15 protein-coding genes are annotated in these 17,032 nt (G+C 47.9%); 2 read left to right on the forward strand and 13 right to left on the reverse strand.

The annotated features are described in order from the left end of the window. Positions 1–69: 69 nt before the first annotated feature. From KTH90_RS12115 to KTH90_RS12140, 6 genes are all read right to left on the reverse strand, one after another. A complete protein-coding gene (locus tag KTH90_RS12115) occupies positions 70–1,230 on the reverse strand; it encodes a sugar ABC transporter substrate-binding protein (protein ID WP_238726861.1) in 1,161 nt (386 codons plus the stop codon). Positions 1,231–1,720: 490 nt separating this feature from the next. Next, on the reverse strand, positions 1,721–3,214 hold the full coding sequence (locus tag KTH90_RS12120) for an ATP-binding cassette domain-containing protein (protein WP_238726862.1): 1,494 nt from the start codon (positions 3,212–3,214) through the stop codon (positions 1,721–1,723). After that, the gene (locus KTH90_RS12125; RefSeq protein WP_238726863.1) at positions 3,204–4,253 is read right to left on the reverse strand and encodes a sensor histidine kinase; all 1,050 of its coding nucleotides are present in this window, start codon (positions 4,251–4,253) and stop codon (positions 3,204–3,206) included. The genes KTH90_RS12120 and KTH90_RS12125 overlap by 11 nt, the downstream gene beginning before the upstream one ends. Positions 4,254–4,424: 171 nt before the next feature. After that, positions 4,425–6,083: a response regulator transcription factor gene (locus KTH90_RS12130; RefSeq protein ID WP_238726864.1), complete on the reverse strand. Its 1,659-nt coding sequence runs from the start codon at positions 6,081–6,083 to the stop codon at positions 4,425–4,427. A gap of 377 nt (positions 6,084–6,460) precedes the next feature. Continuing rightward, positions 6,461–7,624 (reverse strand): D-alanyl-D-alanine carboxypeptidase family protein, encoded by a 1,164-nt coding sequence (locus KTH90_RS12135; RefSeq protein ID WP_238726865.1) that lies wholly within the window; start codon positions 7,622–7,624, stop codon positions 6,461–6,463. A gap of 172 nt (positions 7,625–7,796) precedes the next feature. After that, complete coding sequence (locus KTH90_RS12140) at positions 7,797–8,534, reverse strand: 4'-phosphopantetheinyl transferase family protein (protein ID WP_158352861.1); 738 nt, start codon at positions 8,532–8,534, stop codon at positions 7,797–7,799. Between the two features lie 514 nt (positions 8,535–9,048). Here KTH90_RS12140 and KTH90_RS12145 point away from each other — a divergent pair. After that, a complete protein-coding gene (locus tag KTH90_RS12145) occupies positions 9,049–9,651 on the forward strand; it encodes a TetR/AcrR family transcriptional regulator (protein ID WP_158352862.1) in 603 nt (200 codons plus the stop codon). Positions 9,652–9,670: 19 nt separating this feature from the next. Then, positions 9,671–10,633 (forward strand): D-2-hydroxyacid dehydrogenase, encoded by a 963-nt coding sequence (locus KTH90_RS12150; RefSeq protein ID WP_158352863.1) that lies wholly within the window; start codon positions 9,671–9,673, stop codon positions 10,631–10,633. 81 nt (positions 10,634–10,714) lie between these two features. On the opposite strand, the gene KTH90_RS12155 is transcribed toward KTH90_RS12150, so the two are convergent. The 7 genes from KTH90_RS12155 to KTH90_RS12185 form a co-directional block, all read right to left on the reverse strand. After that, positions 10,715–11,599, reverse strand: a complete 885-nt coding sequence (locus KTH90_RS12155) for a DMT family transporter (RefSeq protein ID WP_158352864.1) — start codon at positions 11,597–11,599, stop codon at positions 10,715–10,717. Continuing rightward, the gene (locus KTH90_RS12160; protein WP_158352865.1) at positions 11,589–12,461 is read right to left on the reverse strand and encodes a helix-turn-helix domain-containing protein; all 873 of its coding nucleotides are present in this window, start codon (positions 12,459–12,461) and stop codon (positions 11,589–11,591) included. Before KTH90_RS12160 ends, KTH90_RS12155 begins: the two co-directional genes overlap by 11 nt. 233 nt (positions 12,462–12,694) lie before the next feature. Then, on the reverse strand, positions 12,695–13,429 hold the full coding sequence (locus tag KTH90_RS12165) for a DNA alkylation repair protein (RefSeq protein ID WP_158352866.1): 735 nt from the start codon (positions 13,427–13,429) through the stop codon (positions 12,695–12,697). Next, entirely contained in the window at positions 13,422–15,410 is a 1,989-nt protein-coding gene (locus KTH90_RS12170; RefSeq protein ID WP_158352867.1) for a fructose-1,6-bisphosphatase, read from the reverse strand. The genes KTH90_RS12165 and KTH90_RS12170 overlap by 8 nt, the downstream gene beginning before the upstream one ends. 67 nt (positions 15,411–15,477) lie before the next feature. Further along, positions 15,478–16,101, reverse strand: coding sequence for a phosphate-starvation-inducible PsiE family protein (locus KTH90_RS12175; RefSeq protein WP_158352868.1), 624 nt, complete (start codon positions 16,099–16,101; stop codon positions 15,478–15,480). 292 nt (positions 16,102–16,393) lie between these two features. Then, the gene (locus KTH90_RS12180; RefSeq protein ID WP_158352869.1) at positions 16,394–16,750 is read right to left on the reverse strand and encodes a hypothetical protein; all 357 of its coding nucleotides are present in this window, start codon (positions 16,748–16,750) and stop codon (positions 16,394–16,396) included. A gap of 53 nt (positions 16,751–16,803) precedes the next feature. Beyond that, entirely contained in the window at positions 16,804–17,001 is a 198-nt protein-coding gene (locus KTH90_RS12185) for a TM2 domain-containing protein (protein WP_158352870.1), read from the reverse strand. Positions 17,002–17,032 lie beyond the last annotated feature (31 nt).

Raw genomic sequence — 17,032 nt, forward strand, 5'->3', positions numbered from 1 at the left:
TTTCTTCCGATATAGAAAGGCAGGGAATGCTGTATGTATGCCTGTATAGGCATTCCCTGCCTCATACTGTTATTTAAGTCCCAGTTCCTGTTTCAGATCCATCTCAGAGAAATATTCATCTACCAGGAATTTCTGGAATTCATCGATCGGAGTGCTCCAGTAATCCAGAACAACATCCGTCACTTCCACTTCATAATCCGATTTTGCATCGATCTCGCCGTTCATCAGCTGAATCGCCGTATCGATCTGGGTTTTCGCGTTATTCTTCGGGGACAGCGCCATAGTAAGTTTCAGTGAGGAATTCGGGTCATAGATTTTAATGGCTTCCTGCTCGCTTCCGTCTGTACCCACGAACAGCTCTGTCTTTGGAATACCATCCTCCGCCTGTCCTCTGCCCGCTGCCTCAAATGCAGCCAGAGCTCCAAGCACAGAATTCGCATTGATACCATAAACCATATTCACCTCGGGATGGGACTGTAGGATATCTTCCCCACAAGCCATCGACTTATCCCTTGATGACTCTCCGTCCAGCATAACAGCCACTTCCGCGTCCGCAGCCACACTCTGTACCCCCTCTACAAAGGCCAGCGCTCTCTCTTCATGCACCTGCTGGGAGGAAGGGATATCAATAATAGCCATCACGATTTTTTTGTCCGGATACCACTCCATCCACTTCTTCGCAGCGGCCGCTCCCAGCTCTTTGGTAGCCGGTGCCTCATACAGGCGTATATGGGGATTTGCCGTAGTCTCAGCCTTATTCACAAAGGTCGCCAGCGGCACATCAGCGTTCTGTGCTTCCTGGACCAGTGCCTCGGCGTTTGCCACATCAGCCGGCTGACAGATGATCGCCTTCGTGTTTTTTGAAATCAGATCCTGTACGGAGTTCAGCATAATCGATGAGTCCACTTTCCCGTCGATGATAATCGTTTCATAACCGGCTTCCTCGGCATATTTTTCAAACCATGCGCATTCGGCCTGATGATATGCCTCGTTCATATTGTAGGATACTTTTCCGATGATTGTCTTTCCGTCCTTACTGTCAGATGCCTCATCCGTCTTTGCAGCACCTGTATCAGCTGCGTCGGAAACCTGTGTGTTCTCAGACTGTGAAGCATTCGTATCACCGCTGGCCGGTGCCTCTTCTTTTCCCTGGCACCCGGCGGCCATCACCGTAATGGCAGCCGCTGCCAAACATACGGATATCCATCTTTTTAGATTTTTACTTTTCATTTTTCCCTCCAGTGGCGCTTTCCCGCGCCATTCATTCAGCTATGGCTGAACATCTTTTTGTTCAGCCTTCCCTCCTGATACCTTACCGTTTTTTCACACACCCAACGTTGTTTTGTGTGATTTAAATATATCATCTGATAATAGGCGCAACAATGCGGTAAAATTTAGAAAAAGTATGATATCTTAATTTCTGCTCCGCTTATTTATAAATTCAGGCAGAGTTTCTGTATACTTATCGGTTTTCTTTACACCGGGCCGGTCCCCATAGCCGAACCACCCGATCTCGACCGGTCTCTTTGGTTTTTTTGGAATTCTGCGATACCTATAAGATAAGATATCCGCAGTACATATTTCTTTAGATAAACTTCGAGAAACAGAGTTGAAAAAAGAGAGGTGATAAAAAATAATAGCGCTCGAAAATACCTCGCTACTATTTTTTCATGCAACGCACATAAGCGGCTAAAAACAGCCGACCCCTTCAAGGCACCTTTTACTCCAAATATAAATTCATATTTACCGTAGAAAAATCACCTCGTTCTACAATCCCATTGACAGTTCCCTTCCGCACAATAATAATCCGGTCGCAGATCGCGGACATCTCCTTAAAGTTGGCAGAAATCATTAAGATTCCAATTTCTTCCTCCGCCATCTTAACGATTTCGCCAATAATCTGTTCTTTCAACAGCACGTCCGAGTTTTCCGTGGGATTCATGAGCACCAGAAGCTCTGGATGGAAAAGCTTGATTTCCCCGATATACAGTTCAAACAGTTCCTTGTTCGTCAGCTGTTCTACTTGTTTTTTCAGAATGTCCGGTGAAAATCCCAGGTCTTCCTCCTTTTCATTTTCCAGATGCAGCTCAATCTTCCGGCTTAGTATCCCAAGCGGAGTTTTTGCCGCCTTTTGCTGCGCCAGGAACACATAATTCTGAGAAACCGACAGATTTTCAAACAACTCCTCTTTGATATTGGCTTTATTCATAAAGCAGGTCCTATTGTGCATGGTCCCACGGTCCTGGAGAAATTGCCTGTTCACGGCTTGACCATTGCGGTATATGGTGCCGCTTTCAATCTGGGCTTCTCCCATCAGGATATCGATAAATTCCTGATTCCAACGGCTGGACAGGGACAGGATTCCCACGATCTCTCCTTCCTTTACCTCCAGGGATATATTTTTCAGACGAACGCTCGTGACTTTAGCAAGACCCAGAATCTCTCCTGCATCAGGCAGCTTATTTCTGTCATAGAGACTGTTCTCCTTAATCTCATAACCGACCATCCACTTATAGATCAACTGCTTGTCAAACATATTCTTTGGAAACCGCCGCACCGAACGTCCGTCCTTGAGCACCAGTATCTCATCCGAGATCTGCATAACGTACTCCAGATTACTGTGAATAAAGACAAACGATACCCCCTTTTCATAGCTCATACGGATCAGCTCCTTTAACTCCCGGATATCCTGATCATTGTATGTATGCCCGGTACAGTCCAGAATCACCAGCCTGGCTCCTCCAGCCAGTACCTTTGCGATTTCCAGCCGCTGTTTTTCATTGTCTTCCAAAATACTGCAGGGACTGCCGGGGCGGGCATCCACATGCACCATCTTCAAGATCTTCTCGCTGTTTTCCTTTATTTTCTTCTTGCGGACGATAAAATCCCTCATATGATTTTTCTTTAAAACAAATAAGTTATCCGCAATGGACAACTCGTCTACCAGAGAATTTTCATTTCCAAGATAAGCCACCTTACCAGACAGTATATCACGTCTTGAGGAGGGGATCTTCGCTCCCTCAAAGTAAATATCCCCTCCATCGAAACCGAGCTGTCCCGCCAATATGCGCATGAATGTGGTCTTACCGGAATTATCAAGCCCCACAATCCCCACGGTCTGTCCTTCCAGCACATACAGCCATGCATCCAGCAGCACCTGGTTCCGGTCGAATATCTTTTGTATATGTTCTGCTCTTATTATTTCATGAACCATGATTTCTTTCCTGACTCCTGCTCTGGTGGATGACCTCATCCAGGGTGATCTCCTTCTGGCCTGCATCCACCACAGGCAGTGTGATCACCACGTCGGTACCGTTGTCCAGCATACTGTACACGTGAATTCCATATTCATCTCCGAAACACAGCTTAATCCTTTGATTTACATTATATAACGCAATCCCGCTGCCCCCATCCTCGGTCCTCTCGGAAAAGTCGACCCCTTTTTGCAGCCGCTCATTCATTTCCAGCAGTTTATCCTCGCGGATACCACTGCCGTCATCTGAGATCACCAGCACCAGACGCTGATCCGTGACCGCGATAGATATGGTGATCGTCCCTTTCCCGATCTTATTTTCCAGCCCATGAAAGATCGCATTTTCCACGATCGGCTGAATAATCAGTTTAGGCATCCGAAAACCAATGATCGCGTCCCGATCCTCCATATCCACCTTCAGATTGATCCTCTCCCCAAAGCGGAACTTTTGGATCAGATAATAGTTCTGTATATTATTAAGTTCATCCTCAAGAGTTACCAGGCTTCCTTTCCTGCTGATGCTATAACGGAAAAAATTACCCAGTGCCTCCGTCATATCTGCGATCTCATCCATCCCCTCGATCAGCGCCTCCCCCCGGATGGATTCCAGGGTATTATAGAGAAAATGAGGGTTGATCTGGCTTTGCAGCGCATTCAGTTCCGCCTGTTTTTTCAGCACCTTCGCCCTGTATTCCCGGTTCATGCTCTCCTGCAGATACTGGAATACGTATTCCATTTTATCATTGATCTCCATAGTCTGAGTATCGTGGCCGCCGGAATCCTCCAGACTCTTCTGATACAGTTTTTCTAATGACCTGTCTGCCTTACATACCGGAACATGCACCAGAACCATCTGCAGCAAAAAGAAAATCCCCAACGCGCCCAGCAGGCACCATCCAGCAAACCCTATATGCAATTGCCAGGACAGGATCCCAAAAGCCACTGCAAATAAAACCATCAGAGCATTGGACACGTATATCTTTCTTTTCACGTTTCTCATCTTTTCCTCCATGAGTGCGTATTTCAGCACATAAAGGTATGGGTGAACATCTTCTTGTTCACGCGTTCCTCCATGAGTGCGTTTTTCAGCGAAAGGGGACATGTCCATTTCAGTTTGGGACATGTCCATTTCGATGCCCATTTCGGGTTGTCACGATCTACAAGCCAGCCCTTACGAATGCAATTTACGGTATACGGTAGGATTGATGCCAACCACTTTGGAAAACAGCTGGCTGAAATATTTTGCGTTGGCATATCCCACCTCCTCCGCAATTACCGCTATGGATTCATTGGTATCTTTCAGCATTGTTTTTGCTTTTGTGATGCGTATGTTCGTCAGATAATCATTGAAATTCACCCCCGTACTGCGCTTAAACAATACACTGAGATAGACAGGGTTTAAATCCACAAGCTTCGCCATCTCCTCCAGGCTGATGTTCTCCTGATAGTGTTCCCTGATATAATCTTTTACGATCCGCACCGGCTTTTTCTCCTGATTCCGCTTGCTGGCCTCGTATTTTTTCAGAAATGCATTTAAATATTCAAGCACATAATTTCGGATAGATGATTTATCTGCATATTTTCGGATCTGGGAATACAGATCTTCTTTTTCTGTTTCCAGCTCCGTATCGCTGATTTCATCGAAATCCACAGCTTCAAAAACAACCCTTATCAGCTGCTCGACATTTTTATAGTACACTCTGTAACTCTCCGGCTTCTCATTGCCAATCATTCGAAAGCATTCCCGAAGCAAGTAATCAAATCTTTTAAGATCCTGGGCCTCCACAGCCGCCTTGATGGAATCTTCACATTTCATATTGACAATCAAGGCCGGATCTTCTTTTGACAGACCGGCTTCGGTGATCCGAATCACCTGGTTTGCTCCCAGAACCAGCCGGCTGCCCAAATGCTCAAAGGTATCGCGCAGCCTGTCCACGCATTCCGAGAAATCACAAAACGGTGCAGACACCGTCATCGTCACCGCGTATCCACTGAATGAACTGCTATACTTTTGAATTTCCTCAAATAGTTGGTTCCACACTTCCTGTTGTAACACTCCCTCTTTGGTCCCTCCGTCCCGGAACTCACAAATTCCTGCGATCACATTATGGATCAGACCGTTCACGTTCTGTCCTGTCGCTTCTGCTTCCTCCAAAAACTTTCTCATCTTCTTCAGTACAGTCCGGTAGAGGCCCTCGGCCGTCTCCTTCTCCACGTCCTCCACCCGCTCATAATCTATACTCAGCGCATAGCACTGATATACCGGGCCGGAGAATGAAAAATGATACTTTTCATTTGCCATAGCCAGATCAACCACGTCCCGATTCTCCTGCGTCAGTAACGTGGCAATGAATTTATTCTGTATAATTTCCTGGCTTAACTTGTGTTCCTTCTCCATCAGCTCGTAATCCGATACTTGTTTTTCTTTTTCCAGCCGGGCAGCACAGATCTTTGCAAGTATCTTATTCAGCTCTTCCTTATGTATCGGCTTTAGCAGATAATCCTCCACACCGTATTTTAAAGCATTATAGGCATACTCAAACTGTTTGTAACCGCTCACCACGATGAAGTTCACAGGGCGCTCCATCTGGACGACCCGCTCAATCACCTGTAACCCGTCCATTCCAGGCATCCGGATATCCGTGATCACAATATCAGGCTCATATTTTTGAATTAATTCCAGCTCCTCTATCCCATTGGCCGCTGTGGCCACCAAACTGATGTCCAGATGCTCCCAGTCGATCAGTTTTTCAATCAGTCTGCACACTCTGTCCTCATCATCTGCAATTAGTATCTTCAGCACCGTTCTCCATCCTTTCAACCGCTCCATGTCTCCTGACGTTACCGGCCGCACACATTCGATCCGGCCATGATCCGTCAGCCAGCATAGGTTCCTGGACCTGTCTCAAACAATATTAAAAATCAAACCCCAATATCATGTATGCCATTTATAACTCCCAAAAATACACACTCCGCGCCAAGGAAAGCGCTTCGGCGCAGATATAATGTCTGCCGACATTATATCACGATTGCACGCAATCATGATTCCTCCGTTGGATGCGCACTCCGCGCCAGGGAAAGCGCTCCGGCGCAGATATAATGTCTGCCGACATTATATCATACCACAGCAGACAGCTGCAACGGCCTAACAGGCAGGGTTTATCCCGAATTCCATATTTTTTGAATACAGATCCAACTGCCTATCCACTAAAGCGGCAGCAGCTCCCCTCCACAATTCAGGAATTTATGCAGGACCTTATCCAGACACCAGGGAAAATCAATTTTCTTCACAGATCCCGCTGCATAGATCGGGGTCACTTGATACAGTTCCCCTGCCACATAATACTGCACATTACCCACGATTGCCCCTTCTTCCACCGGTGCTTCCAGCACATCCGGGACCTCATACTCCACATTCACCTCTTCATCTGAACGCATCAGCAGATTCAGATCGTGTTTTTCCATCCGCAGGTCTACGGTCGGGATCTGTCCATCCTCCACACTTACAGGATCAAATGTTTTCCCATCCTCAGATATATGCCGGTACTCATAATTATCCAGTCCGTACTGCATTAACTTCTGGGTATCCGCCCATTTCCATGTCTTATGGGGCGGCCAGCCGCAGGCCAGCACCACCGATATAAAAGTCCTGTCATCCCTCTTCAAAGCCCCCACGAAACAATAACCCGCTTTTCCGGTAAATCCCGTCTTGATTCCGATGGCCCCGTCCATTTGAGTCAAAAACGCATCCTTATTATTCACTGTAAAACTTCTCGCCCCGTCGATATCGGAAAAAGAATAACTGGGGGTATTGGTAATCTCGATGAACTTCTCATTCTGAATCGCATATCGGGCAATCAATGCCAGATCCGATGCGGTCGTATAATGCTCATCCGAATCCAGGCCATTGGGAGTAACAAAATGTGTATTATAAGCGCCGATATCCCTCGCTTTCTGGTTCATCATATCCGCGAACCCTTCCACACTGCCTCCAATATGCTCCGCCACAGCCACAGCCACATCATTATGGGATTCCAGCATCAGGGAATACAGCAGATCCCTTAACAGATATTTTTCCCCGGTCCGTATATTCAACTGAACATCCGGCTGAGAAGCCGCCAGCTTAGACACCTCCACCACATCATCCAGATTCCCGGATTCCAGCGCCACAGTCAGCGTCATAATCTTAGTCGTGCTCGCCATCGGCAGCTTCGCACTCCCATCCTTTTCATATAAAATACGCCCCGAATCAGCATCCATCAGTACTGCCGACTGAGCGTACAAATCAATGTCCTCCGCCAGAACAAGCCCCCGCCCCTGAGCGACAACACTGCATACGATAAATAAAAAAGCCAGAATCTTTCTCCACATATCCGATTCCCATATCCGTCTTTTCTATAATCTATTATAAATCCCTAAAGTTTATACCTACTTCTGCCGCCCATTCTCTCCTACCTTCCTCCTCATACATTCCCCTCTCATTTTCTGCCTCATTCACACCCCCGCGTCCGCTCTCTCCGTACTTTTTCACTCATCTGCCGTTTCATAATACCGCCGAATCCCTCACATTCATAAGCTCCACCCAGATCACACTGATCTGCGCCACACCTTTCGTACACACCGCCATCTGATACTCCTGATCCAAGCGCTCCAGCCGAAACGCAAACTCCCCATCCACGGCCGCTTGTTCCACCCATATCTTCTCCCCTCTATGAATAGCGAACTCCTCGATCGGCAGATGGAACCCCATTCCAACTGCCTTCACAAAACTCTCCTTTAACACCCATTGTTCACAAAACGCACCCCCTCTGTCCTCCTGCGCCTTCTCCTCCACGAACTTCCACTCCTCATCCCGGAAAAATCTCCTGGCCACCCTACCATCGTACCCTTTTATTTTCTCAATATCCAGCCCAACCTCCACATCAGCCACCGCGCATCCTGCCACACTGCCCGAATGCGTCAGGCTGATACACATATTCCCGGCTTTTGAACCCACCCTTTCCTCCAAACCGTCCCCATTACATAATAATTCCCGATCCCTGACCACTTCCGGTTTACCAAATTCATTCTCCCGTGTCTGTACTTCCCCCACATATTCAGGGTCCCAAGCCCGTACTGCGTACTCCAGCAAAATCCCCGCCCCCAGCGACAGCCTCTGTCCATCCTGAGTCCGTATTCTCTGTGCCTTAGCCCTCCGCTCCTTCGAAACGCACTCCCAATACCTCTTATCGCTCAAATCCATTTGATCAACCCGCATCAGATATATTTTAACCTCATTCATATCCCGCTCTCCTTATCTTCCATCAACCACCAGGTTCCAGGCTCCGACACTTCCTATTCCACCCCGCAGATTCACCTATTACAAACCTATATCTAACTATAACCAAAAATCCCCGTTAACGCAAATCCTCAATACAATTACACTATCCCCCATCTGTCAGGACATGGCGCAACGCCCTCATCAACAAAGGAGGAGCGGGAGCCGGAGGGCGGATGTTTCCACGGGGCGGCACAAAAGAAGCGGGAACCAAATCGCTTGAGGCCAGGCCTTAGAATGGGTGGCCCTGCCAATAAGAGGTTCTCCAGCCTTCGGAGTTACCCGTTCTTAGGTCTGGCCGATGCGGTTTGGTTCCCGCTTCTTTTGTGCCGCCCCGTGGAAACATCCGCCCTCCGGCTCCCGTTCCTCCGTCCCTTTGGCACCTCTGCCCCTCTGCACGCCCTTGTTCTTTTTTCCATAATATGCTAATATGAAAACGGACGAAAGGTTGACCAAAATTCAGTCGGAGGCATACTACATGGGCAAGATCGAAGATAAGAAAAAGCAGAAAAAAGAAGCTCTGTTCCACACATCCTTTGATTTATTCACCACCAAAGGGTTCTCCAAGACATCCATCGCGGATATCGTAGAAAAAGCAGGTGTGGCCAAAGGTACTTTTTATCTGTATTTCAAAGACAAATATGACATCCGCAACCGGCTGATTACCAACAAAGCAGGTAAAGTATTTGAGAACGCCTATTACGCCCTGGAGCGGACCGAACTGACCGATTTTACGGAGCGTCTTCTCTTTATTATCGATGACATCATCGATCAGCTGACGAGGGACAGCAAACTGCTTAGTTTCATCGCCAAAAACCTGAGCTGGGGAGTTTTCAAATCTGCTCTGGTACAGCAGGAAGAGGAAACCAATCTGGATTTTTATGCCCTTTATCTGAAGATGATCGAGGACAGCGCACACAAATTCCGTAATCCTGAAGTTATGCTGTTCATGATCGTGGAACTGGTCAGCGGCAGTTGTTATAATGCAATCCTATTTAAGGAACCAATGGCAATTGATGAATATAAATCCTATTTATACGAGGCAATTCGCAGTATGATTCAAACACAAATGATAAAGTAAGCACCGAGGAGGAACGATTATGGAGCAAAAGAACATATTGGTTACATTTCCCGTCACGGACAAACAAAAACACAGTCTGGAAATGTACGCACCCGGTTCCCACTTCCTCTACCGTCAAAGAGAAGAAGTAACAAAAGAAGATGTTCACAACGCCAATATCATTATCGGCAATGTCACTCCCTCGCAGCTGGTTGGCGCCACCAAACTGGAATGGCTTCAGCTGGATTCCGCAGGCACGAACGGATATCTGGATCCCGGCGTTCTGCCGTCAGGGACCAGGCTCACAAACGCTACCGGTGCCTATGGACTGGCTGTCTCTGAGTATATGATCGGCGTGGTACTGGAACTTATGAAAAAGCTGCATTATTACCGGGACAACCAGAATCAGTGCCTCTGGAAGGACGAGGGGCAGGTTACCTCGATTCAGGATTCCCGTACACTGGTTGTGGGCCTGGGCGATATCGGAAATGAATTTGCCAGGAAAATGAACGCGCTGGGCAGCCAGGTCATCGCAGTCAAACGACGTCCTTCGGACAAACCGGAGTATATTGAGGAATTATATCTGTTAAAAGATCTGGATCAATTACTGCCGGAGGCGGATATTGTGGCACTGTGCCTTCCCGGTACGGAGCAGACCCGCCATTTATTCAATGCCAAACGAATCAGGCTGATGAAGGATTCCGCTATACTTCTCAATGTAGGACGTGGTACCGTGCTGGACACCGAAGCTCTCTGCGATGCGCTGGAAAAGGGACATCTGTATGGGGCTGCCCTGGATGTCACGGAGCCGGAACCTCTGCCGGCCGATCACCGTCTGTGGAAATTCCGGAATGTGGTGATTACCCCTCATACATCCGGCCAGTATCATCTGCCGGAAACCCTGAACAGGATCGTCCGGATCTCTGCGGAGAATCTAATGCGCTTTATGAATAATAAAGAGCTGAGAAATGAAGTTGATTTTACAAGCGGTTACAAAAGATAACCTATCCAAATAAGGGGCTTATGGACAGATACAAGTCAGGTATCTGTCCATAAGCCCCTTATTTAGATATTTATCCCGTCCTCAGGCTTTTGTACCCCGCTCTCCCAGCAGCAGTCCGGCCAGGGTGAGCGCCATCCCCGCTACGGTTATCCAGGTAATCGTTTCCTTCAGAACCAGAACAGAAGTACCCACTGTGATAACCGGAACCAGATAGATATAGATGCTGGTCTTAACCGCCCCCAGCTTCCGAACCGCGAAATTCCAGGTCACGAAACACAGGGCGGACGCTCCCAGTCCCAAAAACAGCATATTGAGAAGATTCACCGGATCATTGAACCTGCTAAAATCCGGATGGAAGTCGAATAGCAGGAGGGCCGGAAACATAAAAATAATTCCGTAGCCAAATACCCGCCTGGTAGTCTGAATCGTATGATACCCAAACCCTGCAATTTTTCTGGTAAGAACGGAATAGCATGCCCATAAGAACGCAGCCAGCAGCGCCAAAAAATCTCCCAATGGATTAAACTCCAACAGCGTTCCCTGAAAGCTGATCAGGCAGATTCCAATCATGGCCGCCACAAAACCCACGAAAAAACCCTTCTTCAGCTTGTCCTCCCCCTTCATAAATATATGGGAGAGAATCGCCGTAAAAAATGGGGCAGCCGAAATGATCACCCCCACATTGGACGCCAGCGTGTAGGTAAGCGCAATATTTTCCAACAGATAATACAGACAGACACCGCAAAGGCCTGCCAGCGCGAAGTATCCCTCCTGCCGTATTCCGGCACTTTTTAGCCTATGGGGATAGACGATCAGCAGGGCCAGGAAGCCCATCACAAATCGGATCAGAAGTATTTCAACCGGCAAAAAGCTATTAAGCAGCACTTTCGTAGAAATAAAGGTGGTTCCCCATATCAATATGGTCACCAGGGCGGCTGCATGCCCCGCTGCGCTCCTATTCTCCATTCCGGCTGTCTCCCCCATTCTGGCTGCTGCTCTCATTCAGGCTGCTGTTCTTCCCCATAAAGATTTCACGGTACGCTCCCGGAGTCAGCCCGATAAACATATTAAAAAAATTCGTAAAATGGCTCTGATCAGAAAATCCCGTCCGCATGGCAGATTCCAGCACAGATACGCCCTGTTCTAACAGTTTCTTAGCCTCGTTGATTCTGTATGCCTGCAAATACCGGTAAGGTGTCATTCCCCTGGATTTTGTGAACGCACGCAGCAGAGTGGATTTGCTAAGCCCAGTTGCCCTGCCGATCTGCTCCAGGCAGATATGTTCATGATAATGCTGCTCCATATAACGGCAGGCATCTTCGATCTCCTCCCGGTATTCCGGCAGCACGCTTTCAAAAGGCTGCCCGTAATGTCCGATCAAGTGGGAAACCAGTAATAACAGATTCTCCTCTTTCTCAAACTCTCCGGAACCTTCCATGATCTTCTGGTGCAGCGGACGCAGGTAATTGGCGGGCTCTTCCTCGCAGATTACATTCGCGCTAAAACCCGTCAGTTCTTTCTTCCCCGTCACCTCTTCTGCCAGTTCCAGCATAACGTCCTTTGTAATGTGTATCGCCCGGTAATCCAGCGTTCCTCCATCCCGCTGTACACACTCATGGGTGTCGCCGGGATGAAACAGGATGATATTGCCCGGACCAATGATATGATCTTTGTTCCTGCAGGTCAGAGAGCGCTCTCCTTCCTCGATAAAACCAATCACATAATAATCGTGAAAATGATTAGGAAAAGCTTGGGCAATACCCTGGAAACGGTATGCTTCAATTTTTAAATCCTCGTCATAACAGACGGTACGTATTTCTTTTTTCATTGTGGTATCCTCCTGCCAATGAACTGTATTTTACACTCTTTTTTACACTGTGGCTTGTAAAATATCGTCATTCTCTGCTCATGTGATAGGGATAGCCGTTGCGGGCTGGTGACGGTACGGGTGTTCGCTTTTTGTTCCCAATAAACAAAACCTGATTCTATCAAATCGTAAAATCAGGTTCTGTATCATTGAATATTAAATTGAATACAATCTATACGTTCCTCCGTGTCGGCTTAACGCTTCATCTGCTTTAATAATTCTTTCCTCTCAGCGCTGACCCTGTAAGATTCCCTGGCCTTTTGAAGAGCCTTATTATACGTCCAGTCATCCAGACGGCACCGCAGCAGATAGCCATGGGTCCGTTCCGGGTATTTCGCATAGGCTGTGGACACCAGCCAGGCCTGAGCCATACGCACATAATAATGCGGGCTTAACACCTGGTCACACCTTTCCAGCACCTGTTCCACATAGGAATCCAGAAGATAGTGATCCAGCATCAGAACTAACCCGACCCGAATCGTCCAGGGTTCCCCGCTGTTTATATAGGAGTCAATCTGCTGCCAGAACGGCTCCTGATACTGTTTCACCTGCTTTAATCCGCTGCAGAAGCAGTCGCAGACAGCCCAGTTATCCACATAGGGCAGAAACGCCCGGATCTGCCTGATCCACTCCTCATAATCCATCCTGCCCAGCCCCAGCACGATCCCGTGCAGCATAGATTCCTCGTAATAGTGATGGGTATTTTCCTCCAGATATTCTCTCCAGTTCCCTTTGGCGATCTCCCGGCCGATTTCCCGCAGCTTCGGCATCCGGATGCCCAGGATCAGTTCCTGCTCTTTTCCCGGAACCAGATTCGAATGGAACTCCCGGTATCCGCTGTCTGCCTGTCCCTGTATGTATTCCAGAAAGTACCGGTATGAATTTTCATCCCAGTGTTCCAGATCCCATTCTTTTATCTCTTTAAACATCGTTTACTCCGGTTTCCCTGATCAGTCCGGACCGATAGGCCCGCAGCAGTTTCTCCAGATCCTGAATGGAATCCTTCAGATTCCGGCCGATGTCCGTGTCCGCCACTTGCCTGCGCCGGTTCGCATATTCTACTACCACTGCCTCTGAAAATATATCGCTCTCATTGAGTACGGCGTCTTCCACCGATTTGAAAGGCTCATGAGACACCAGGCGCAGCCCGTAAGAATTGTAGATCAGCGTATAACCCGCGATCCCGGTTTGGCTCTGATAGGCTTTACAGAAGCCGCCGTCGATGATCAGCAGCTTGCCGCCGCATTTTACCGGGGACTCCCCTCTCTTGGAGCGGACCGGCACATGGCCGTTGATGATATGCGAGTCTTCCGTGGACAGACCAAACTCTGTCAGAATCCGATTTACCACTTCCTCCTGTTCGATCAGCATATAGTAATTATTTTTCTTTTCACTCCGCAGCTTTTCATCATCCAGAAAATACCGCTCGAAGGTTGCCATCTTTTCTTTTCCGAATACCGGGGAATTCTCATTTGTCCAGATAAACCAGAGGATGTCCTGGCCGTAGAACTTCTCCTCCATGGACTCGGGCTCCCACCGCAGATAGTACCCCTTCCTGGCGTACTGCTCCAGAATATCATAGAGGGCTTTCCCGCTGTACATCTTTCCGTGAATCTCCACCTGCCGGAAACTTCCGTCCTCATTGAGCGGAACGCAGCCATGGTACAGCAGGTTGGAGTTATATACCAGATAAAGGCTTCCGTTGTTCATCAGAAAGCGCACGTGCTTTTGCAGTTTGTCGCAGTTTAAAAATGCCGTCTGCAGCCGCTCCATCACCATCTTTTCCTCCAGGGTCAGCGCGTATGGATCCTCCTTACGTATGGTCGGGAAGGAATGGTCTTTAAGCTTACAGGTCTGTCCTTCGATAAAGACGCTCCCCTCCGCCTGATCGATCTTGTCCAGCAGCATGCGGCTCTCCATATGGAATTCCGGCCTTCTCTTGATCAACTGTCCCTCCAACTTCAGCTGGATGATCGTGATCGCTTTATGCATCTTGCGTTCCAGCTTCGCCGATTTTACACCGGTTAATCCCGGATTGTCCGTCACCTGGAAGCAGTCGCAGTTATCTTCCCCGTAGGTCTCCAGCGCAAAAGTGGCCAGAGGCAGCAAGTTGATTCCGTAATCTTCTTCCAGGGTGTCCAGATTGCCATACTTGGCGCATAGGCGCACCACGTTGGCGATACAGGCCAGATGGCCGGACGCCGCGCCCATCCAGACCGCGTCGTGATTCCCCCACTGCACATCCACGGAGTGATAATTCATCAGTGTATCCATCACCTGAACCGCTCCGGCTCCACGGTCGTAGATATCACCCACCACATGCAGATGATCCACCACCAGACGCTGGATCAGATTTGAAAGCGTCACGATGGTCTCTTTTGCCCGGCCGATCCGGATAATGGTCTGAATTATTTCATTATAATAAGCTTCCTTGTCCAGCACTTCTTCCTTCTCATGCAGCAATTCCTCGATGATATAGACGAAGTCCTTGGGAAGGGCTTTCCGTACCTTGGATCTGGTGTATTTGGAGGACACTCTCCTGGCGATCTGGATCAAACGGTGCATCGTAACCTTGTACCAGTCCTCCAGACTCTCCTCGTCCCCTTCCTGCTTCATCACCAGTTCCAGCTTCTGTTCCGGATAATAGATTAATGTCGCCAGGCTCTGCTTATCCCGTTTGCTTAAAGTCTTTCCGAATTCATCATCAATTTTCCGCTTCACGGCGCCGGAACCATTGCGCAGCACATGGCTGAACTGCTCATATGCCCCGTGGACATCCGAGACAAAATGTTCCGTGCCCTTGGGCAGGTTTAATATGGCCTGAAGGTTGACAATTTCGGTAGCTGCCGACGCGATGGTCGGATACTGCTTCGCTATACTTTTCAGATATTTCAGCTCTATCTTTTCCATGAAATTCCTCCCTTTTGAAGCTGCACGCATCCATGCATGACTCTGCACCTGAATGCGCTTTTGTCTTCTAATCCAGATGCTGTCCGGACTGGATCAGCTCCACCCTGGTAATGACATCATCTTTGATCTTGGCGATCCGAAGTGCATGTCCCTGGAAATAGACACAGGCTCCCGTGCCGATCTGATCCCCGTTCTCTTCCAGCATCCTGCGCACCAGATGTTCCAGCGTCTCATCTTTCTCACAGGGAATATGTATATGGTTCACCGCATTGACCACACGTACCTTCTGGTTTCCCCGATACACTGTCCTCTCGATTTCATCGAAACTGCTGAACAGAAACTTTCTGGTGGCAAATAACAGCGCGATGGCAATCGCTCCGGCCAGAATCTCCCACGCGTTCAGGTGTTCCACGATCATCTGCCGGGCCGTGGCAAATAACAGCACTTCGATGACAGTTCCGGGCGTATGCTTGCAGAGCATCTTTACAAACTCGACCCCTATCACCAGGTTCATCGTCCACGCCAGAAAATTGTTAAAGCTTCCATTATCCTCCAGAACATTGATGCTGGTTCCAATCTCCCCAACCAGCCGTACCGCCAGTACGGCCACCACCACCAGTATAAAAGCTCCGATCACCGTCTCGACCACCGTCGCCACTTCAAAAATACCCTTCTGTAAAAACTTTTTCACACAGGACCTCCTTCATTTTTGGTATCGTCTGACCTAATGCAATTATACCTACCAGTTCATCCATGTGCAAGCGTTTTTGCCCTTCCTGTGGCAACATGTCCTCCATTAACACGCTACTTCCATGGTCTTTCCGCTGACGGATGTCCACCACCGACACTGTGTCTTTAAGGAATTCCTATAAAGGGAGCAAAGGGAATGCTGCCGAATAATAAAACATACAGCAGCATTCCCAATATGCGGATTATTTAAGAGGTTGATTCTCATTGCCAGGTACAAAACCTGCCTTTACTGATTACTGTGCAAGTGCCGTTTCAATCTCATTCTTGGTATCTTTGATCCAATCATCGGCAGTACCCAGCCATTCAATTATTTCATCGTACTTTTCATCTGTAAGTTCATCTTCTCCTTCAAGAAGTTCTTTATATTGCCCAAGCAGAGACGACATCTCCTGAAATACACTAATCAATTCCTCATCGAGAACCTCTGCGTTTTCGTTAATTAGATCTGCAGTTTCGTCAAATGAAGTACTGGTCGTGTTGAATGCGTCTATCGCTTCCTGCTTTTTAACATTGTCTCCACACCCTACTATGCAGAACATAAGTGACAGAACCATTGTGATGGTCAAAATACATGTAATTGATTTTTTCATTTTAAGATTTCCTTTCATCTGCCGATGGATTTAATAAATTTTGTAGTTACTGTTTAATTACCCCAGACATTACCATTTTTATCTAAGAATTTACCTGTGCAGACCTTAACAATGTCTATGATCCAACCGATACCCAGACAGCCGCCTGTTAGCAGCCAGATAATTCCTGTGCCGATTTTTCCCGCCAGGAATCTATGTAATCCAATTCCTCCCAGTAAGATTGTGATGATGATTGCAGGTGTTTTTTCCATTTTAAATAACTCCTTTCATATTTTTATATAT

This window comes from Diplocloster modestus (genome assembly GCF_019042245.1).
GTDB classification, from domain to species: domain Bacteria; phylum Bacillota; class Clostridia; order Lachnospirales; family Lachnospiraceae; genus Diplocloster; species Diplocloster modestus.